Origin of the sequence: Holdemanella porci (assembly GCF_009696075.1) — a bacterium.
Taxonomy (GTDB): domain Bacteria; phylum Bacillota_I; class Bacilli_A; order Erysipelotrichales; family Erysipelotrichaceae; genus Holdemanella; species Holdemanella porci.
The window spans coordinates 1-18,611 of record NZ_VUMR01000041.1; the positions used below are offsets into that span (position 1 = coordinate 1).

Consider the following 18,611-nt stretch of genomic DNA (forward strand, 5'->3'; position numbering starts at 1 on the left):
CAATTTGAAGTATATCAAACCATGCTAGACAAAGGTTTTAGTGTTAAAGCTATCGCATCCATTTTCTCAGTGAGCGAAGAATCGATTAAAACGCTATTGATGAGAACTTAAATATTGTAGTATAATCTCATTGGGAATGAAGTTCTCCCTTAGTTGTAAACTAAAACCGCTTTTTATTAGCTGATGACTTCTGTGTTTTTTTAACGCGGAAACCATCAGCTTTTCTACGTTTTGAAAGGAGAGACAAAATGCTGATCAGTTTATCTTATATTTTTCTTGTAGGAATGTTTTTATCTTGGTTATGCAAAAAGATGGGATTACCTGGATTATTAGGAATGATATTTACAGGAATTCTTTTAGGACCTTATTGTCTTGGTTTGATTAATTCTTCATTGTTGAACATATCCAGTGAATTAAGAAAGATTGCTCTAATTATTATATTAATGCGAGCCGGATTGAATCTTGATTTAAGTGATTTAAAAAGGGTAGGAAGACCAGCTATATTGATGTGTTTTGTGCCAGCTTGTTTTGAGATGGTTGGAATGATTTTGTTGGCACCAAAATTATTAGGGATTTCTTTACTAGATGCTGCTATTATGGGAAGCGTTGTTGCAGCCGTAAGTCCTGCAGTTATTGTTCCAAAAATGTTACAACTTATGGACGAAGGATATGGAACGAAAGAAAGTATTCCACAATTGATTTTGGCTGGAGCAAGTGTAGATGATGTATTTGTGATTGTGATGTTTACGGCATTTCTTGGTTTAGCCCAAGGAGAAAGTGTGAATATATTAAGCTTTGTGAATATTCCACTATCCATTCTAACCGGTATTATGTGTGGAGCATTATTAGGAAAAGGGTTTGCAATCTTCTTTAAGAAAAATCATATGCGAGATACTGTAAAGATTTTAATTCTACTAAGTGTGGCATTTATTCTAGTGACACTTGAGGATGCTTTACCAATTCCATTTTCAGGATTACTTGCGATTATGTTTATGGGAATTTTCCTTCAAAGAAATTATTCTGTTGCATCCAAACGACTATCCGTTAAATTTAATAAGTTATGGGTAGGTGCTGAAGTCTTATTATTTGTGTTAGTTGGAGCTTGTGTAAATATTTCTTATGCATTCAAAGCGGGCGTTATGGCTATTCTGTTGATATTTGGAGTGCTTTTATTTAGAATGCTTGGAGTATTTATTTGTTTGTTAAAAACATCATTGGCAAAATCAGAACGCTTATTTTGCATGATTGCATATTGTCCTAAGGCTACTGTTCAAGCAGCAATTGGCTCAGTTCCTTTGGCTGCAGGACTAGGATGTGGACAAATTGTATTGACCGTAGCTGTTTTATCCATCTTGATTACAGCTCCATTAGGCGCATTTTTAATTGAACATACATATAAAAAATGGCTAAAAAAAGAACAAAGAACTAATTAGTCTTTGTTCTTTTCATATATAACTTTTAATCCTTTGAAAATTAGGTTTGGATCATATACGTCAATGGATTTTGTGTAGTTACAAACAATCCTTCCTAAACCACCAGTCGCAATGACTTTCATGTCTTTACCAACTTCTTTTTTGAATTGAGCAATTGTATATTCAACTCCGCCCAAGAATTGATAGAATACACCAGCTTGCATTTCTGTTTGTGTATTTCTTGCCAAGATTGTTTTTGGACGTTTGATCTCAATTTCAGGAAGTTGTGCCGTTTGTCCCCATAATGCATTTGCTCCTGTTTCAATACCAACACCAATGGCACCAGCTTTAAAACAACCATTTTCATCTACATAGTCATAAGTTGTAGCTGTTCCAAAATCGGCCACTAGAATGGGTCCTCCATATTCACTGAATGCACCAGCACAATCGGCAATACGGTCTGAACCAACATTTCTAGGGTTTTCTAATTGAACACTGATACCACTCTTAATACCAGGACCAACAATAAGTGGTTCGATACCGACAAATTTTTTGATTCCGTTTGTGAAGGAATGCATCACTTTAGGAACAACACTTGAAACAATAACGGAATCAATTTGTTTTTCATGTACATTAGAACGATCCAAAAAGTTTTTTAACATAAAACCATATTCATCACTCGTTCTTCTTACTTTTGTAGTTAATCGATATGTACCAATTAAATCCTCTTTATCAAAAATGCCAATCGTAATATTTGTATTTCCAATATCTACTGTTACAAGCATATTATTTCTCCATCTCAATCTCTTTCATTGTTTCTAGAATTTTATATCCCAATTCTTCTTTTGAACACTTAGGCAAATGTTGTGTATCATTCTTTCTTAATAAAGTCACAACATTTGTGTCTGTCTGAAAACCAGCACCACTTGTGAATAAGTTATTCGCAATCAACATATCACAATTTTTGGATTCTAGTTTTTTTCGTGCATTTTCCTCTAAATTCTGAGTTTCCATCGCAAAACCACAAATGACTTGATTCTCTTTTTTGTGCTGTCCAATATAAGCTAAGATATCTGGGTTTTTTACAAAATGAAAAGTAACCTCTTCATCTGACTTTTTGATTTTTTGATCTGCGACCATTTCAGGTCTGTAATCTGCAACCGCAGCCGCCATGATGATGTAGTTTTGATCATCGAGTCTCGATGTGATCGCATCAAACATATCTTGCGCACTTGTTACGTGTACCATATTTACATCATTAAGATCTTCCAAAGCAGTAGGACCTGCAACTAAAGTTACATTGGCACCTAGAGCTTTTGCGGCTTTGGCAATCGCATACCCTTGTTTACCACTTGAATGATTGCTTAAAAAACGAACAGGATCTAAAGCTTCCTGCGTTGGACCTGCAGAAACTAAAACGTTTTTTCCTTTTAATGTTTGTTCCAATTCAAACTCATGATCAATGGCAGACACAATATCTTGCACATCAGCAAGCTTACCTTTTCCAGTATCATTACATGCCAAATGACCAACAACGGGTTCTACAAATTTATAGCCAAGTTCTTTGGCAAGTTTAATATTTCTTTGGGTGACCTCATTCTCATACATATGAACATTCATTGCCGGACAAATTAATTTTTTAGTATGACAAGCCAAGAATGTTGTTGAAACAATATCATCCGCAATACCATGAACAACTTTGGCAATGATATTGGCTGTAGCCGGAACTAGCACCATGATATCAGCCCATTTAGCTAAAGTAATGTGGGCAATTGGATCTTCATTTGTTTCGTCAAACAAAGAAACCTCACATTTATGTTTACTCAAAGATTCAAAGTTGATTGGTTTGACAAATTCTTGAGCATGTTTTGTCATGACAACTTTGATTTCATAATCTTTTTTGGATAATTTGCTGACAAGATCGCAAGCTTTGTAGGCTGCAATACCACCAGACACCCCTATAACGACATGTTTTTTTTCCATGATTATTGATTCTCCTTTGTGAATAAAATCACGTATAGATTTTTCACTCAAATATTATCCCATATGACATCTTGCTTTTCAAGCAACAATAAAGTATTAACTATGGATATTTTCACTTATGAAACTGAAAAATTAAAAAGTGTTTATTTTTTGTGGCATATGGTAAAATATACGCATGAAAATAATTGTTGCGTGTGACTCTTTTAAAGGTTGTATGTCTTCAAAAGAAGTCGAAGAAAGTATAAAAAAAGGAATATTAAAGGCAAATAATAAACATGAAGTTTTAACTTTTCCTATGGCCGATGGCGGAGAAGGAACGGCAATGGTGTTTTGCGATATCATTCAAGGAAAGACAATAGACGTATTAACTGTGGATGCCTATGGTAAAAATGTATTTACGACATACTGTATTTCTCAAGATGGTCAACTTGCCATAATGGATGTGGCTAGCTGCATCGGACTGAATATGACACCTAAAGAAAAAAGAAATCCAATGATCGCATCAAGTAAAGGTGTGGGTATCATGATGAAAGACGCACTTTCTAGAGGATGTAGAAAAATTATTATTGGCTTAGGTGGCAGTGCAACAAATGATGGTGGTATGGGAATTTTAAATGAATTTGGGGTTCGCTTTTATAATTCAAAAAGAGAATTACTTGTACCAAGCGTATATGCTCTTAGTCAAATAGCTTTTATTGATAAGCGTTATGCAAGACTACCAAAAGATGTAGAAATCGTTTGTGCTTGTGATGTAAAGAATTATTTATTGGGGAAGAATGGGGCTACTTATATTTTTGGGAAACAAAAAGGAATTTATTTAAATCAAATGGCTGAAGTCGAAAAAGGAATGGCTCACTATTGTACGAAATTGAAACAGACATTCCATGTGAATGTGAATGAATTTGAAGGTTCAGGAGCAGCTGGAGGTATTGGATGTGTATTGTTGGGTGTTATGAAGGCAAAAAGAACTTCTGGCATCGATTTAGTTATAGAATATTCTGGCTTAAAAAATCATCTTCAAGATGCTGATTTAGTCATTACTGGAGAAGGTCAGACGGATGCGCAGACATTGTATGGAAAATTGCCACTAGGAATTGCCCACTTGGCAAGATCCTATAATGTGCCATGCGTTTGTTTGAGCGGGGCTTTAGGCTTAGGTTATCAATCACTTTATGAGCAAGGTATGATTGGAATTTTTTCGAGTGCTGATCGTGCCATGTCTTTTCAGACGGCCTTACAGACTGGAAGTGAAAAACTAGAAGCATTGGCTTTTAGTTTAACTAAATTTATGGATGGTATTAGAAAGTAGGTTGTTCGATGAAAAAACTATTAACTATATTTTGTGCTTTTATTCTGTGCATTGGGCTTGTTGGATGTTCTTCAAAAGAACCTTTTGAAATTAAAGAAATTACGGCAACAAAATTACAGAAAAAATTAGATCATAAAGACTCTTTTGTGTTAATTATTGAAAGAGAAAATTGTCCTTATTGTGAATCTTTACAAGAATATATCAAACAAACAAAGGATGAACATCCAAACCTTGTTTTATATAAGATTGATTCAACAGACTATGGCTTTAGTAAAATTAGCCAGGATTCTAAGCAGCTACAAAGCTCGACAGAAGATGGAAAGATTCTTTTGGATATGGCTCCATATTTCCTTTATACACCAACATTGTATGTGATTGAAAATGGCAAAGCCACACATGCAGGTATTGGTTATAGTGAAGATGATCATTCAATCAGTTTATGGGATGTTGATTCTACCGTTGATTTTGATTTGGCAGATACACAAGAGTTCTGGGAGTTTTTAGAAACATATGAATAAGAAGAATATTACAATCATTGCGACAGGAGGAACAATTGCCGGTCGAGGAAGTTTAGGCAAAAGTGCGAATTATGAGGCGGGCACTTTTGATGTGGAAGAAATTGTTAAAAGTATTCCACAAATTCGTGATTTGGCAAATCTAAATACGATTCAATTATACAATGTAGATTCTAATGATATGGGTTTAGATAAATGGATTGAATTAAGAAAAATTTGTCATGAATTAGAAAAAGATAGCTATGTGGATGGAATTGTTATTACACACGGTACAGATACATTAGAAGAAACAGCCTTCTTTTTAAATCTTACGTTGGCATGTCATAAACCTGTTGTCCTAACAGGATCGATGCGACCTGCAACTGCAACAAGTGCAGATGGACCTATGAATTTGTATCAAGCAGTAGCTTTAGCATGCCATATGGAAGCTTGGCAAGCCGGTGTTTTAGCTGTGATTTCTGATACAATCTATTCAGGTAGAGATTTACAGAAAACAAACAGCTATAAAACAGATGCATTTAAAATGGGTGAATTTGGCTCTCTAGGATATATGCGTGATGATCATGTGTATTTATTGAATGCACCATTTAAAAAACATACATTCCAAACAATTTTTTCAAAAATGGAATTTGATGACTTGCCTAAAGTAGAAATCTTTTATGTGCACACAGATTCGGATCCTGAATTGTTAAAATTTATGTTAGGCATGTATGATGGCCTAGTTCTAGCAGGAACAGGTTCAGGAAATTATCCAACAAAAATTAAAGAGGTTTTAGAAAATTATACAGGAGAATGTACAGTCGTACGTGCAAGTCGCGTATTAGAGGGAGCTGTCTTTGATTCAGAAATTTTTGATTCTAAAAGAGTCACTATTCCGGCCTATAAATTTTCAGCGCAAAAGGCAAGAATTTTATTGATGCTTGCACTAAATTGTACTAAAAACCATGAAATAATCAAATCTTTCTTCCAAGAATATTGAAAAAACTTTTCTTGTATTGTAAATAATTTTGTAAATGCTATAATAATTTATAGACTATTACAAGACAGGAGGTTATTATGCAGCAATTAGAAAATAACGCATACTTTTGGCAAAAGCTTGATACGCTATTGTTGTCTAGCAGTTGTACGATTGACCGACCAAAAGGAAGTACTCACTATAAGTTTACAAATTTAGTCTATCCTGTAGATTACGGTTTTCTTTCAGATACATTTGGTTCAGATCAAAAACCTATTGATGTTTTCAAAGGTTCTATCGCAACAAATAATGTAGATGCGATTGCGATTACAGCTGACATTCTTAAGAAGGATTGTATCGTCAAATTATTGATAGGATGTACAGAAGAAGAAACGATGCGTATTTTAGAGTTCTTGGATCAAACCGAATTCCAAAAAGCTATTTTAGTACGAAGAGGCAATGATACACCATCTTGGTCAAATAATGATTAGAAAAGACAGGTCTTAGAATTTGTCTTTTCTTGTGTGCTTTAATGGACAAACATGTTGAGTTGATTTATAATTAAGAAAGATAGGAGGTCTTAATTATGGAATTAAAAGGATCTAAAACAGAAAAGAATTTAATGGCTGCTTTTGCAGGAGAATCTCAGGCAAGTGTTAAGTATCAATATTACGCTTCACAAGCTAAGAAAGATGGTTATGTAAAGATTCAGAACATTTTCACTGAAACATCAAATAATGAAAAAGAACACGCAAAATTGTGGTTTAAGGCTTTGCATGGTGGAAAAGTACCTACAACAACAGAAAACCTTAAAGATGCGGCTTCTGGTGAAAACTATGAGTGGACAGATATGTACGCAACAATGGCTAAAGAAGCTCGTGAGGAAGGCTTTGATGATATTGCTACCTTGTTCGAAGGCGTAGGGGCTATTGAAAAACATCATGAAGCTCGTTATAAAGCTATGTTGAAAGATGTTGAAGAAGATGCTATGTTTGAAAAGGCAACTTCAACAGTTTGGATTTGTTTGAATTGTGGACACATTCACTATGGCGAAACAGCTCCATTGGTATGTCCAGTATGTAATCATCCACAGGCTTATTTCCAAGAATTGAAAGATCATTACGAATAATAATATCTCAAGACAGCTTAGGCTGTCTTTTCTTATCCTTGAAAGTTGTGCTAAAATAATCCTATGGAAATAATAGAGGCAATTGAAAAACTAAAAGATAATCATGCACTTGTGTGTTTAGAAAATCGTGCATTGATTAAAATGGAAAAAGATAAAGTATATATATGGCATAGTCAATGGCATTCAAAGCTATCAAGAAATGATTTTATTTCACTATTTCAACAGAATACGTTTGAAGTTTATGAAAATGACCATGGTATTGATATGGAAAAAGATGAAGAGTATTATGCATGGCGTAATCGCTACTTATGAAAGAATATATTTTACGATAGGAATTGTTTAAAGTTCAAAAACAGGGAATACACAATTTTTGGCAAACGGCTTGAATTTTATGGAGTCAAAATATTGTGTACCTGTAGAAAATGCAAAAAATTTAGAACCTGTAAATTTATTGTGCATTGGATTCTGGTGTGATAAGGGAGATTGTGATGATCAAATGAAACAATATCTTTCTACACTACGTAATCAAAATGTTTTCTTATTTGGAACAGCTGGCTTTGGTAAGTCTAAAGAATATTTTGAGATGATTTTAAAAAATGTTCAAAACCATTTAGATGCATCCAACTACGTTAAAGGAACATGTATGTGCCAAGGTAAGATGCCTTTGGCAATTCGTGCAAAGTTTGAGTCGAATCCTGAAATGTTGAAGAATTTTGATGAGGCTTTAAAACATCCGAATGATAAGGATGTAGACAACTTAATGAAATGTGTAAATGAAGCGTTGTGAGAGCATATCACTACACTTTTCTTGTTGCTAGGAGTATGATGTAGTCAGAAAGAAGGAATGTGCTATGTTGAGTAAGAAAGTAGCGGACTTGTTGAATAATCAAGTTAATAAAGAATTATATTCTGCTTATTTGTATTTGGATTTCGAAAATTATTATCATGATAAAAGTTTAGAGGGTTTCGCAAATTGGTATCATGTTCAAGTACAAGAAGAGATTGCACATGCTCAATTGATGATGCAATATCTTCAAGATAATGATTATAGTGTTGTTTTGGAAGCTATTAATAAGCCAAATATTCCTTTAAATGAGCTAAGTGATCCGTTAAAGGCAGGCTTAAAACATGAACAATACGTAACTGAATTGATTCATACTTGTTACGCAGCGGCTTATGAAGAAAAAGATTTTAGAACTATGCAGTTCTTGGATTGGTTTGTCAAAGAACAAGGAGAAGAAGAAAAGAATGCTTCGGATTTAATTTCTCGATTTGAATTGTTTGGACACGATGCCAAGGGTTTGTATGATTTAGATGCAGAGTACAAAACTCGTACTTATATTGCACCAAGCATTTTATAGAAAAAAATAAGGCGATGATTTTTGATTCATCGCTTTTTTCATGCTTATTTCCTTGTGATATATAACTTATATAATATTGACTTTACAACTGTCTTGTCAGATGTAAAGCCTGGGTGTATAATTCAAAGCGGTAAAATTTTTTAAGGGAGGAAAATTCCATGTCTTTAAAGGAAGATGTATTGAAATTAAAAAAGGAAAAAAATGCGATTATTTTAGCGCATTATTATGTAGATGGAGCTGTACAAGATGTAGCGGATTTTGTCGGAGATTCTTATGCTTTGGCAAAGAAAGCAAAAAATACGGATGCAGATATTATTGTATTTGCGGGTGTTAAATTTATGGGTGAAAGTGCCAAAATGTTGAATCCAGACAAGAAAGTATTGATGCCAGATTTAAATGCAGATTGTCCAATGGCACACATGGCAAGTAAGGCTGTTATTAAGAGGATGAAAGAAGAATATGAAGATTTAGCGGTCGTATGTTATATCAACTCAACAGCTGAATTAAAAACGATGGCTGATATTTGTGTAACAAGTTCAAACGCATTGAAGATTGTTCGTTCACTTCCAAATAAAAATATTTTCTTTATTCCAGACGGAAACTTAGGTGCTTATGTGAAGAAACAAGTACCTGAAAAGAATATTATCTTAAATGATGGATATTGTATTACGCATAAGCGTGTGACATTAAAAGATGTTGAAAAAGCACGTGAAGAACATCCAAATGTTCCAATCATTGTTCATCCTGAGTGTGTTAATGAAGTTGTTGAGGCAACTGATTTTGCGGGAAGCACTTCAGAATTGATTCAATATACAGTGGAAAATTCAAGTAAAGAATTTGTGATTGGCACTGAACTTGGTGTACTTCATGAAATGCAGTTGAAATCACCAGATAAAACTTTCTATCCATTATCCGATAAATTGATTTGTATGAATATGAAAAAAGTATCTTTGGAAAAAGTTTATGATTGTTTGTTGAATGAGACAAATGAAGTGTTTGTAGATGAAGAAGTGAAGGCTATGGCCGAAAAGTCATTAGATAGAATGTTGGAGTTGGCAAAATAGTATGGAAAAGTTAGAGGCAGATATAGTTATTGTTGGAACCGGTGCAAGTGGGTTGTTTGCAGCTTTACATGTTCCAAATGATAAAAAGGTCCTAATGTTGACAAAATCTGATGTCGAAAATAGTGATTCATTTTTAGCACAAGGTGGAATTTGTGTATTGAGAGACAAAAATGATTTTGATTCTTTTATGGAAGATACTATGAAGGCAGGGCATTACGAAAATCGTAAGGAATCTGTTGAAATTATGATTAATTCAAGCCGTGACATTATTAATGAATTGATTGGATATGGTGTTGATTTTGCGACAAAAGATGGTGAATTAGATTATACGCGTGAAGGGGCACACTCTAAACCACGTATTTTATTCCATGAAGATATTACAGGAAAAGAAATCACATCCACTTTATTAGATGTGGTTCGCAAATTAGAGAATGTTACAATCATGGAATATGTCACTATGACAGACATTATTGAAAAGGACAATGTATGTTATGGTGTTTTGGCAAAAGATGCCAACAACAATGAAATGAGCATTGAAGCAGGTTACACAATCTTTGCGTGTGGTGGAATCGGCGGATTATATGATCATTCAACAAACTATCCACACTTAACGGGAGATGCCATTGCGATTGCAATCCAGCATGGTATTAAATTAGAAAATGTGGATTATGTACAGATTCACCCAACAACTTTATATACAAAGAAAAAAGGAAGAGCCTTCCTTATTAGTGAATCGGTTCGTGGTGAAGGAGCTAAGCTTTATGGAAAAGACGGAAAACGTTTTGCGAATGAAGTGTTGCCACGCGATATCATGACACAAAAGATTCGTGAACAAATGAAGAAGGATGATATGCCTTATGTTTGGATGGATATGACTGTTTTAGGTGCAGAAGTCATCAAGAATCATTTTCCTCACATTTATGAAAAGTGTTTAGAAGAAGGACATGATTGTACAAAAGAATGGATTCCTGTTACACCAGCTCAGCACTATTTTATGGGGGGAATTCATGTAGATAAAGATTCACGAACTTCTATGTCACATTTATATGCAGTTGGAGAAACTAGCTGTAATGGAGTTCACGGAAGAAATCGTTTGGCTAGTAATTCCTTATTGGAATCTTTAGTTTGGGGAAAGAGAGCCGTTGTTGATTTATTGAAAAAGGAACCGGCTTATACAAATGATTTTGATCATTTGGCAAAAGTGACGAAGTCACATCAGTTATCAAATCAAGAAAAAATGTATCACGATATGGTACTTGAAGAAATAGAAAGAGAGAGACAAGCTCGTGGATAAGAATACAATGCGTTTAAATGTGGATCACTTATTGATCCAAGCTTTGCAGGAAGATATAACAAGTGAAGATGTTTCAACAAATGCAGTCATGCCTTCCTATCAATATGGGCAGGTACAATTGATCTGTAAAGAAGATGGGATTATTGCAGGCCTTGAAGTATTTGAAAGAGTCTTTTATTTATTAGATGAAAACATGGAAGTGAAATTCTATGTAAAAGATGGGGATTCCGTTAAAGACGGACAATTATTGGCCGAAGTGTCTGGAGATGTTCGTGTTCTTTTATCAGGTGAAAGAACGGCGTTGAATTATCTTCAAAGAATGAGTGGAATTGCCACTTATACAAATCGTGTCGCATCTTATTTGAAGGGTTCAAAGACAAAGCTGTTGGACACAAGAAAAACAACACCAAATATGCGTGTGTTTGAAAAATATGCAGTTCGTGTTGGTGGTGGAAATAACCATAGATACAATTTATCAGATGGTGTTATGTTGAAGGATAATCATATCGCAGCAGCTGGTTCAATCACGAATGCAGTTAAGATGGCAAAGGATTATGCTTCTTTTGTTCGTAAAATTGAAGTGGAAGTAGAAAATTTAGAACAGGTTAAAGAAGCGGTTGAAGCAGGTGCGGATATTATCATGTTAGATAACATGAGTGTTGAAAATATGAAAAAGGCAATTGAAATCATTGATGGAAGAGCCGAAACAGAATGTTCTGGAAATGTCACAAAAGAGAACATTGAAAAACTAACGGCTTTAGGTGTGGACTATATTTCAAGTGGTGCTCTAACGCATTCAGCACCTATTTTAGATTTGTCTTTAAAAAACTTGCAGGTGAAATAAATGGAAAAAGAAGCTAGACTTCAAGCCATTTATGACACGATTTCAAAAAGCGAAGTGCCAGTTTCAGGAAGTGCACTTTCCAAAAAGTTTAATGTATCAAGACAAGTCATTGTGCAGGATATTGCCTTATTAAAGGCAAGAAATGTTCATATTTATGCGACACACAAAGGATATGTATGTTCACATCAAAGAGTTCGAAGAGTATTTTCTTGTTTTCATTTGAATGATCGTATGGAAGAAGAAATGAATGCGATCGTAGATTGTGGTGGCTGTATTGAAAATGTATTTGTCAAACATGATGTATATGGAAAGTTAGAGGCTAAAATGAACATTAGTTCTAGAAAACAAGTCAAGGAATTCATTGATTCTATTTCACAGAATCAGGCAAAACCTTTAACGGATCTAACGAGTGGATATCATTGTCATACGGTGAGTGCACAATCAAAAGAAGATTTAGATTCAATTGAGGAATCATTAAGAAAACTTCATATTTTACAAGAGGCCTAAGAGCCTCTTTTGTGTTAGAATTAATTTAGAAAGTAGTGATTCTTATGGAACAACCACCTAAATTTATGCCTGATAAAGAATTAAGTAAAGTTGGAGGCGCATTATGGCTATATATTATTATGCAGCTAACACTCTCTTTTTTGTTTAGCTTTGTAGCAATGCCTTTAATCATGTATTCTTTGTATTATGATTATTCTGCAATCAATGCCTGCATTGAAATGTTGATTTCTTTTATATCTGGAATCATCCTGTTATGGTTTATGAGTAGTTCTTTTAAACAAAATATCAAAGATTTGAAGTTTACATTTAAACCCAAAGAGACAATAGATACTGTTTCAATGATGTATTTTTTAAATTATGCGATTGGTATTATTGGTGCTTTATTATCAAAATTTGGATTACCAGATACAAGTCCAGATTTTTCGTTAAACGGTAGTTTATTGTATAACACTTTTACTTTTATCAGTGTTGTCGTGCTTGCACCTATATTTGAAGAGTTGATATTTAGAGGTATGATTCTACAGACATTGTCGAAATATAATAAAATGTTCGCCATTGTTGTTACATCGTTGTTATTTGGACTTTTACATTTAAATATTACACAAGCCATACCCGCTTTCTTTATGAGTCTAGTACTATGTTATATGTATCTTAAATCGGATAGTATTTTAGTTACTATGCTAGCTCATGCAGGAAATAACTTTTTAGCTCTAATGTCGGCATATTCAAATCATATTTTGATTACAGTTTTAGTACTTGCTTTTGTGATTTATGGACTCATTACAATGGTATTAAAATCAAAAGAAATTAATGAATTTATTAAAGAAGAGAAGACAAATGAGAATTGGTATGCAAGATTCTTTAAGCGAATCCCAAATATTTTGTATCTAGTATTTACCACACTTTGGATCATCATTTCATTATTCATGAATATGTTTTAAAAAGAGGACATCTCCTATATTGGAAATGTCCTTTATTTGTTGTCTTTTTTTAATTCATCAAACTTTTGCTTCATTGTAGGATTATTTCGGGTTAAACGCTTGATGGTTAAATCTTCTGCTTTATTATTAGCCAACTGTAATTGTCGCTCACTTGATAGTAAGGCTTCTTTTGTCTTTTGAAGATGTGAAATTGTTTTATCAATCTCTTCGATAGCCGTATTGAATTTTTTGGAAGCTAATTCATAATTTCTTGAGAACTTTTGTTTAAAATCATTCATGCTTTCTTCAAAATGTGTAATATCAATATTTTGATTTCTTACTTCTTGCAATTCATTCTTATATTGTAAAGAATTCAATGCAGCATTTCTTAAAATGGTGATCATTGGAATAAAGAACTGCGGACGAATCACATACATCTTTTGATAGCGATGCGATTTATCAACAATACCCGTGTTATATAATTCGTTTTCTGGCTCTAACATAGAAACAAGAACAGCATATTCACAATTCTTTTCATTACGGTCTTTATCTAATTCTTTTAAGAAATCTTCATTCTTATGTTTTGTAGCTGTTTTGTCATTTTCGTTTTTCATTTCAAACATGATGGAAATGATTTCTACACCATTCTCGTCTAACTCACGATAGATATAATCACCCTTTGATCCTGTACGAGCATCATTATCTTTTTCAAAGTATGCATTTTGAAAACCAGTAGCACGAAGTTTATTGAATTCAATTTCACAATGTTGTTCCAAAGATTCACCAATCATTTTAGTAGACTGTTTTAATTTGAAATCTTTATAGTAGGCAATTTGTTCATCTTTGGCTTGTAGTAAAGTATCGTATTTTTCCTGCAAGCTCTTTTCTTGAAGCTGATATTTCATTTTATCCTGCTCGATTTGATTTTGTAGATCTTGTTTAATACTCTTTACATTCAATTCGTTTTCAACCTTAGCCTTATCCATATCTTGTTTTAAAGACTGGATTTCAAGGTTCTTTTCATTTAGCTTTGATCGGTATGTATTTTCTAGATTTGCCTTTAATACTTTTTCGTTGTTTGAAATGTTGTTCTTTAAGGCTTGAATTTCATTTTCCTTTGCCTGCAGCTGTAATCTATATTCTTGTTCAGTCTTAGATTCATGGATCTTATTCTGCGAAAGAATCTGTTCTAATTTGGCATTGAGTTTAGAAATCTCTAAATCTTTTTGATTTAATTGCTCCTGATATTCTTTTTGTGTTTCAGCTTTCGTTAACTGTGTACTTGCTTCTAGCTTTTCTTTTAATGAAATGACTTCCTGTTCTTTATCACTTTGTTTCTGATTAAAATCCGATTGCAGCTGTTTGATTTCAAGCTCTTTCTTGTTTAATTGCTCTTGATAAGCTTTTTCAGTTTCACTCTTGATAATTTGTTCAGTAGACTTTAATTGTTCTTTTAAAGAAATGATTTCTTGTTCTTTATTTGCCTGAAGCTCTTTGATTTCTAAGGCTTTCTGACTTAATTTAGCTTCATATTCTTTTTCAAGTTTAGATTGAATAATCTGGTTTGAATTCTTTTGTCTTTCATTTAATTCTTTTTCAAATTCTTCATTACGAACTTGTTGTAAGATTTCATGGTACTGACTCTCATCCACCTGAAATACAGTTCCACAATTGGGACATTTTATTTGACTCATAAGCTACCTCCATTTTATAAGATTATAATCATTAAATTGACAATATTGATGTCTAAAACTAGATTCATTATAATATTTAAAAAAAATCAAAAAAAGACTTGCATAATATAAAATCACATGGTATATTAAATGGGCATTCAGCAAATGGGCCTGTAGCTCAGGTGGTTAGAGCGCACCCCTGATAAGGGTGAGGTCGTTGGTTCAAGTCCATTCAGGCCCACCATTTGCTGAAGATATGGGGTGTTAGCTCAGCTGGGAGAGCACCTGCCTTGCACGCAGGGGGTCATCGGTTCGATCCCGATACGCTCCACCAATTTTGAAATGTAAGTCATCTTCGGATGGCTTTTTTTCTTGTTTAGAGGATTGATTATGTATATACAATATTATGATTCACCATTAGGGAAAATGTTATTGGCTGCCGATGAAATTGGATTGATTGGCGTTTGGTTTGAAAATCAAAAATATTATGCGAATGGTTTAAAAGAACCAATTGAAGAAGAAACGGCTGTTTTAAAAGAAACAAAAGAATGGTTAAATCTTTATTTTAAAGGTAAAGAACCAAAGGCTTTACCTAATATGCATCTAATTGGAACACAGTTTCAAAAGAAAGTTTGGCAACTTCTTCTTAAAATACCCTATGGTAAAACTATGACATATAAAGATATCGCAAGAATGATTTCTCCATCAATGTCAGCACAAGCGGTGGGAAGTGCTGTCGGACATAATAAGATCTCGATTTTGATTCCTTGCCATAGAGTAATTGGATCCAACAGTAGTTTAACTGGATATGCAGGTGGAATTGAGAAGAAAGAAAAATTATTGGATATTGAGGGTAAATATGAGTAATATGGACCATTTTTTTGATGGATGTAAAACGTAGATTCGAATTTACTGAAAATAAATGTAAGAAAATGCTTGCATAAATGAAAATGTAGTGTTATTATAAACGCACAAAACACAAGGAAATGGAGTAGTAAAAGGAAAGCCTTTGTTAGAGAGTTGTCGGTTGGTGCAAGACATAAAAGATGGAACTTTGAACTTACCATGGAGTGGTCAGGTTGATAAGACTTGAACGTAGGCTTAACGTTAATAAAGCAGGATGTGATAGCATCTGAAATGAGTGCATTCTTAAATGAATGAAGAAGAGTGGTACCGCGGAAGTATTGTAAATCTAACCTTTCGTCTCTTCTGTCTAAACAGGCAGCAAGAAACGATTGGTTTTTTTGTTAGCTTGTTGTGCACGCTATAGGAGGAAAAGTATGAAAGCACAAAAAGTTGGAAAAATGGCGATATTTTCGGTAGGCGCCGTATTATTCTCAGCACATGCTGGAGGTGGATTTGCCACAGGAAATCAGGCAAATACATATTATGTAGGCATAGGATGGACTGGTATTGTGAGTGCCATAATAGCTATGTTGCTATTGATATTGACAATGCGAGAAGCCATGGTGATGTATAACCAGAGAAATTTGACAAGCGCAAAGGAATTGTTTGAAAACTTATATCATCCATTCGATAAGTTGGAAATCTTATTTGAGATCTTCTTTAATATCATGGTTTTGATGGCAGTTGCAGCAGCTATTAGTGGAGCTGCAAGTGCATTACAACAATACTTTGGATTTAATTATTATGCTTGTGTCGTTGCGGTTGGGATTGTTGTTCTTTGCTTAACAATTTTTGGAACCAACGTGGTTCGTATGGCAAGTACATATATGGGTATGGCTATTTTGGTAACAGCTATTGTTATTTATGGTATGGGAATCATAAAAGGTCAAAATATTGGAGCTATTTTAGCAAATGACTTTTCTGTAAATGGTTTTATGAATATGCCTAAAGCCATCTTAAATGCATTTACATATGCAGGTTTTCAATGTGTGACATTACCAACAATCGTAGCATGTGGAGCTATCTTACCAGATCGAAAATCTTGTTCAAAAGCAATGTGGATCTCATTTGTGATGAATGCTGTCGCATTAGTATTAAGTGTATTGATGTTAATTTCTTGGAAGAGTGTTTACGGAGAAACAACTCTACCTACATTGACAAGTTTAAATGCGATGAATGCAAACTGGATGGTTGTTGTATATGGTATTTGTTTATTACTTTGCTTAATTTCTACAGCAGTAACAACAACATTCGGATTTGTGGCTCGCTTTGAAAATATTCGTGTTTTAAAGAATGTAGAAAATCCAGTAAAGAAAAGAATTATTGTATCTGCCTTTATTATTATTGTATCCATGACAATTTCTATAGCCGGATTAACAAATATTATTAAATATGGATATGGATATTGTGGATATTTAGCTATCGCAATCATTATCGTTCCATTCTTAACTGTAGGTGTATACAAGAATTATCATACAAAAAGTGTTGAAGTAAAAGAAGGAGCAGAAGTTTATGAAAACAATTGAAATGTCTAATTATTCAGTCGGAGAAAGTTGTTACAACGAAATCCCAGGTGTATGCGAAAAATACAATGTTAAAAAAGTTGTATTGATTGGTGGTAAAAGAGCTTTGGCAGCTGCTGAGCCAAGAATTCGTGAAGCCATTAAAGAGACTGATATTATTATTACAGATTCAATTGTATATGGTATTGAATGTACTATGACGAACGTACATAAATTGACTTCAAATCCAAACGTACAAGAAGCCGATGTTATCTTTGCGATTGGTGGAGGAAAAGCTATCGATACTTGTAAAACCGCATCCATTGAAATGAATGACAAAATGGTTTTCTCATTTCCAACAATCTGTTCAAACTGTTCGGCCGCTACAGCTATTGCCGTAGTATATGATGATAATGGAGCATTGGACCACTATTCATACCCTCATTGTCCAGCTCACATCTTTATCAATCCAGATGTTATCGCAAAAGCACCAAGTGAATATTTCTGGGCAGGAATTGGGGATGCGTTGTCTAAACAATGTGAAGTTGAATTCGCAACACAAGGAAAGACTTTAGATCACACGGCTACAATGGGATTGGCATTAGCGAAAACTTGTACTGCACCATTGTTGGAATATGGTAAACAAGGTATGGAAGATTGTAAAAATGATAGAAATTCAGCTGCAATCGAAGCTATTGCCTTGGATATTGTCGTATCCACTGGATATGTTTCAAACTTAACAAACCAGCCAGAATATTATTATAATTCAAGCATTGCGCATGCCTTCTATAATGGTAGTTGCTCAATTGCACGTGATGGACACCATCTACATGGTGAAGTTGTATCCTTTGGTGTATTAGTATTGTATGCATATGCCAAGGATGAAGAAAATTTAATGAAAATGGCAAAATTCAATAAATCAATCGGCTTACCAGTGACTTTAGCGGATGTGGATTTGGATGAAAGCCATTTGGAAGCTTTGACTGAAGCGGCTACAAAAACAAATGAGTGGAAAAATGCACCTTTCCCATTCACAAAAGAAGAGTTTATTATCGCTATTAAAAAGGCAGATGCAGTAGGTCAAAGTTTATAAGAGATCGAGAAATCGATCTTTCAGATTGTTGACAAAAGCCTATACCTTTTCGTAAGGACATAGGCTTTTTATTGTATATAGGCAATTTTCGAAATGAAATTGTCTTTTTTTTATATATTTTGAAGGATATATTGAATTTTTTGA

Annotated in this window: 19 protein-coding genes, 2 tRNA genes, 1 pseudogene, 1 riboswitch and 1 other annotated feature; of the genes and pseudogenes, 19 read left to right on the forward strand and 3 right to left on the reverse strand. The window is 34.0% G+C overall.

Going from position 1 to position 18,611, the window contains the following annotated elements; translation table 11 throughout:
* The first annotated feature begins 123 nt into the window (after nt 1-123).
* Nucleotides 124-200, forward strand: a riboswitch (Fluoride riboswitch).
* A 48-nt stretch (nt 201-248) separates the two neighbouring features.
* Nucleotides 249-1,433, forward strand: coding sequence for a cation:proton antiporter (locus FYJ55_RS07560; RefSeq protein WP_154556321.1), 1,185 nt, complete (start codon nt 249-251; stop codon nt 1,431-1,433).
* Here the strand turns inward: FYJ55_RS07560 and FYJ55_RS07565 are convergent.
* Complete coding sequence (locus FYJ55_RS07565) at nt 1,430-2,197, reverse strand: type III pantothenate kinase (RefSeq protein WP_154556322.1); 768 nt, start codon at nt 2,195-2,197, stop codon at nt 1,430-1,432. The two genes, FYJ55_RS07560 and FYJ55_RS07565, sit on opposite strands and share 4 nt — an antisense overlap.
* Before the next feature lies 1 nt (nt 2,198).
* Nucleotides 2,199-3,395, reverse strand: coding sequence for a bifunctional phosphopantothenoylcysteine decarboxylase/phosphopantothenate--cysteine ligase CoaBC (coaBC, locus tag FYJ55_RS07570; protein WP_154556323.1), 1,197 nt, complete (start codon nt 3,393-3,395; stop codon nt 2,199-2,201).
* A 175-nt stretch (nt 3,396-3,570) separates the two neighbouring features.
* On the opposite strand from coaBC, the gene FYJ55_RS07575 reads away from it, so the two are divergent.
* The 13 genes and pseudogenes from FYJ55_RS07575 to FYJ55_RS07635 all read left to right on the forward strand — a co-directional run bounded on the left by FYJ55_RS07575 (nt 3,571) and on the right by FYJ55_RS07635 (nt 13,314).
* Complete coding sequence (locus FYJ55_RS07575; protein ID WP_154556324.1) at nt 3,571-4,704, forward strand: glycerate kinase; 1,134 nt, start codon at nt 3,571-3,573, stop codon at nt 4,702-4,704.
* Between the two features lie 8 nt (nt 4,705-4,712).
* Complete coding sequence (locus FYJ55_RS07580; protein ID WP_117570911.1) at nt 4,713-5,222, forward strand: hypothetical protein; 510 nt, start codon at nt 4,713-4,715, stop codon at nt 5,220-5,222.
* The gene (locus tag FYJ55_RS07585; RefSeq protein WP_154556325.1) at nt 5,215-6,198 is read left to right on the forward strand and encodes an asparaginase; all 984 of its coding nucleotides are present in this window, start codon (nt 5,215-5,217) and stop codon (nt 6,196-6,198) included. The genes FYJ55_RS07580 and FYJ55_RS07585 overlap by 8 nt, the downstream gene beginning before the upstream one ends.
* A gap of 77 nt (nt 6,199-6,275) precedes the next feature.
* Nucleotides 6,276-6,665, forward strand: coding sequence for an Inorganic pyrophosphatase (locus FYJ55_RS07590; protein WP_117570913.1), 390 nt, complete (start codon nt 6,276-6,278; stop codon nt 6,663-6,665).
* Between the two features lie 95 nt (nt 6,666-6,760).
* A complete protein-coding gene (rbr, locus tag FYJ55_RS07595; RefSeq protein ID WP_154556326.1) occupies nt 6,761-7,303 on the forward strand; it encodes a rubrerythrin in 543 nt (180 codons plus the stop codon).
* 63 nt (nt 7,304-7,366) lie between these two features.
* Nucleotides 7,367-7,615, forward strand: coding sequence for a hypothetical protein (locus FYJ55_RS07600; RefSeq protein WP_147325318.1), 249 nt, complete (start codon nt 7,367-7,369; stop codon nt 7,613-7,615).
* Nucleotides 7,616-7,658: 43 nt separating this feature from the next.
* Nucleotides 7,659-8,090: pseudogene (locus FYJ55_RS07605) on the forward strand (flavodoxin family protein); the annotation flags it as partial.
* 64 nt (nt 8,091-8,154) lie between these two features.
* Nucleotides 8,155-8,664, forward strand: a complete 510-nt coding sequence (locus FYJ55_RS07610; RefSeq protein WP_040466396.1) for a ferritin — start codon at nt 8,155-8,157, stop codon at nt 8,662-8,664.
* Between the two features lie 158 nt (nt 8,665-8,822).
* Nucleotides 8,823-9,728 (forward strand): quinolinate synthase NadA, encoded by a 906-nt coding sequence (gene nadA, locus FYJ55_RS07615; RefSeq protein ID WP_154556328.1) that lies wholly within the window; start codon nt 8,823-8,825, stop codon nt 9,726-9,728.
* 1 nt (nt 9,729) lies between these two features.
* A complete protein-coding gene (locus FYJ55_RS07620; protein ID WP_154556329.1) occupies nt 9,730-11,022 on the forward strand; it encodes an L-aspartate oxidase in 1,293 nt (430 codons plus the stop codon).
* Nucleotides 11,015-11,866 (forward strand): carboxylating nicotinate-nucleotide diphosphorylase, encoded by an 852-nt coding sequence (gene nadC, locus FYJ55_RS07625; protein ID WP_279141485.1) that lies wholly within the window; start codon nt 11,015-11,017, stop codon nt 11,864-11,866. The genes FYJ55_RS07620 and nadC overlap by 8 nt, the downstream gene beginning before the upstream one ends.
* Nucleotides 11,867-12,373, forward strand: coding sequence for a transcription repressor NadR (locus tag FYJ55_RS07630; RefSeq protein ID WP_117570969.1), 507 nt, complete (start codon nt 11,867-11,869; stop codon nt 12,371-12,373). It begins immediately after the preceding gene.
* A 44-nt stretch (nt 12,374-12,417) separates the two neighbouring features.
* Nucleotides 12,418-13,314 (forward strand): CPBP family intramembrane glutamic endopeptidase, encoded by an 897-nt coding sequence (locus tag FYJ55_RS07635; protein WP_154556330.1) that lies wholly within the window; start codon nt 12,418-12,420, stop codon nt 13,312-13,314.
* A gap of 32 nt (nt 13,315-13,346) precedes the next feature.
* Here the strand turns inward: FYJ55_RS07635 and FYJ55_RS07640 are convergent, their stop codons facing one another.
* The gene (locus tag FYJ55_RS07640) at nt 13,347-14,987 is read right to left on the reverse strand and encodes a DUF2130 domain-containing protein (RefSeq protein WP_154556331.1); all 1,641 of its coding nucleotides are present in this window, start codon (nt 14,985-14,987) and stop codon (nt 13,347-13,349) included.
* A 146-nt stretch (nt 14,988-15,133) separates the two neighbouring features.
* On the opposite strand from FYJ55_RS07640, the gene FYJ55_RS07645 reads away from it, so the two are divergent.
* From FYJ55_RS07645 to FYJ55_RS07665, 5 genes are all read left to right on the forward strand, one after another.
* Nucleotides 15,134-15,210 (forward strand) — tRNA-Ile (locus FYJ55_RS07645).
* Between the two features lie 14 nt (nt 15,211-15,224).
* A tRNA-Ala gene (locus FYJ55_RS07650) sits at nt 15,225-15,300 on the forward strand.
* A gap of 56 nt (nt 15,301-15,356) precedes the next feature.
* On the forward strand, nt 15,357-15,833 hold the full coding sequence (locus FYJ55_RS07655) for a methylated-DNA--[protein]-cysteine S-methyltransferase (RefSeq protein WP_154556332.1): 477 nt from the start codon (nt 15,357-15,359) through the stop codon (nt 15,831-15,833).
* A 105-nt stretch (nt 15,834-15,938) separates the two neighbouring features.
* Nucleotides 15,939-16,177 (forward strand) — a binding site (T-box leader).
* A gap of 69 nt (nt 16,178-16,246) precedes the next feature.
* Nucleotides 16,247-17,398, forward strand: coding sequence for a YkvI family membrane protein (locus FYJ55_RS07660; protein ID WP_154556333.1), 1,152 nt, complete (start codon nt 16,247-16,249; stop codon nt 17,396-17,398).
* Nucleotides 17,385-18,467 (forward strand): iron-containing alcohol dehydrogenase family protein, encoded by a 1,083-nt coding sequence (locus tag FYJ55_RS07665; protein WP_154556334.1) that lies wholly within the window; start codon nt 17,385-17,387, stop codon nt 18,465-18,467. Before FYJ55_RS07660 ends, FYJ55_RS07665 begins: the two co-directional genes overlap by 14 nt.
* Nucleotides 18,468-18,611: the final 144 nt, after the last annotated feature.

Excerpts from the sequence above, each read along its gene's own strand:
- FYJ55_RS07590 (WP_117570913.1), top strand. The coding sequence starts at position 6,276 with ATGCAGCAATTAGAAAATAACGCATACTTTTGGCAAAAGCTTGATACG.
- FYJ55_RS07600 (WP_147325318.1), top strand. The coding sequence starts at position 7,367 with ATGGAAATAATAGAGGCAATTGAAAAACTAAAAGATAATCATGCACTT.
- FYJ55_RS07665 (WP_154556334.1), top strand. The coding sequence starts at position 17,385 with ATGAAAACAATTGAAATGTCTAATTATTCAGTCGGAGAAAGTTGTTAC.
- FYJ55_RS07565 (WP_154556322.1), bottom strand. The coding sequence starts at position 2,197 with ATGCTTGTAACAGTAGATATTGGAAATACAAATATTACGATTGGCATT.
- FYJ55_RS07575 (WP_154556324.1), top strand. The coding sequence starts at position 3,571 with ATGAAAATAATTGTTGCGTGTGACTCTTTTAAAGGTTGTATGTCTTCA.
- FYJ55_RS07660 (WP_154556333.1), top strand. The coding sequence starts at position 16,247 with ATGAAAGCACAAAAAGTTGGAAAAATGGCGATATTTTCGGTAGGCGCC.
- FYJ55_RS07560 (WP_154556321.1), top strand. The coding sequence starts at position 249 with ATGCTGATCAGTTTATCTTATATTTTTCTTGTAGGAATGTTTTTATCT.
- rbr (WP_154556326.1), top strand. The coding sequence starts at position 6,761 with ATGGAATTAAAAGGATCTAAAACAGAAAAGAATTTAATGGCTGCTTTT.
- FYJ55_RS07630 (WP_117570969.1), top strand. The coding sequence starts at position 11,867 with ATGGAAAAAGAAGCTAGACTTCAAGCCATTTATGACACGATTTCAAAA.
- FYJ55_RS07655 (WP_154556332.1), top strand. The coding sequence starts at position 15,357 with ATGTATATACAATATTATGATTCACCATTAGGGAAAATGTTATTGGCT.
- FYJ55_RS07620 (WP_154556329.1), top strand. The coding sequence starts at position 9,730 with ATGGAAAAGTTAGAGGCAGATATAGTTATTGTTGGAACCGGTGCAAGT.
- FYJ55_RS07580 (WP_117570911.1), top strand. The coding sequence starts at position 4,713 with ATGAAAAAACTATTAACTATATTTTGTGCTTTTATTCTGTGCATTGGG.
- nadA (WP_154556328.1), top strand. The coding sequence starts at position 8,823 with ATGTCTTTAAAGGAAGATGTATTGAAATTAAAAAAGGAAAAAAATGCG.
- coaBC (WP_154556323.1), bottom strand. The coding sequence starts at position 3,395 with ATGGAAAAAAAACATGTCGTTATAGGGGTGTCTGGTGGTATTGCAGCC.
- FYJ55_RS07635 (WP_154556330.1), top strand. The coding sequence starts at position 12,418 with ATGGAACAACCACCTAAATTTATGCCTGATAAAGAATTAAGTAAAGTT.
- FYJ55_RS07640 (WP_154556331.1), bottom strand. The coding sequence starts at position 14,987 with ATGAGTCAAATAAAATGTCCCAATTGTGGAACTGTATTTCAGGTGGAT.
- FYJ55_RS07610 (WP_040466396.1), top strand. The coding sequence starts at position 8,155 with ATGTTGAGTAAGAAAGTAGCGGACTTGTTGAATAATCAAGTTAATAAA.
- FYJ55_RS07585 (WP_154556325.1), top strand. The coding sequence starts at position 5,215 with ATGAATAAGAAGAATATTACAATCATTGCGACAGGAGGAACAATTGCC.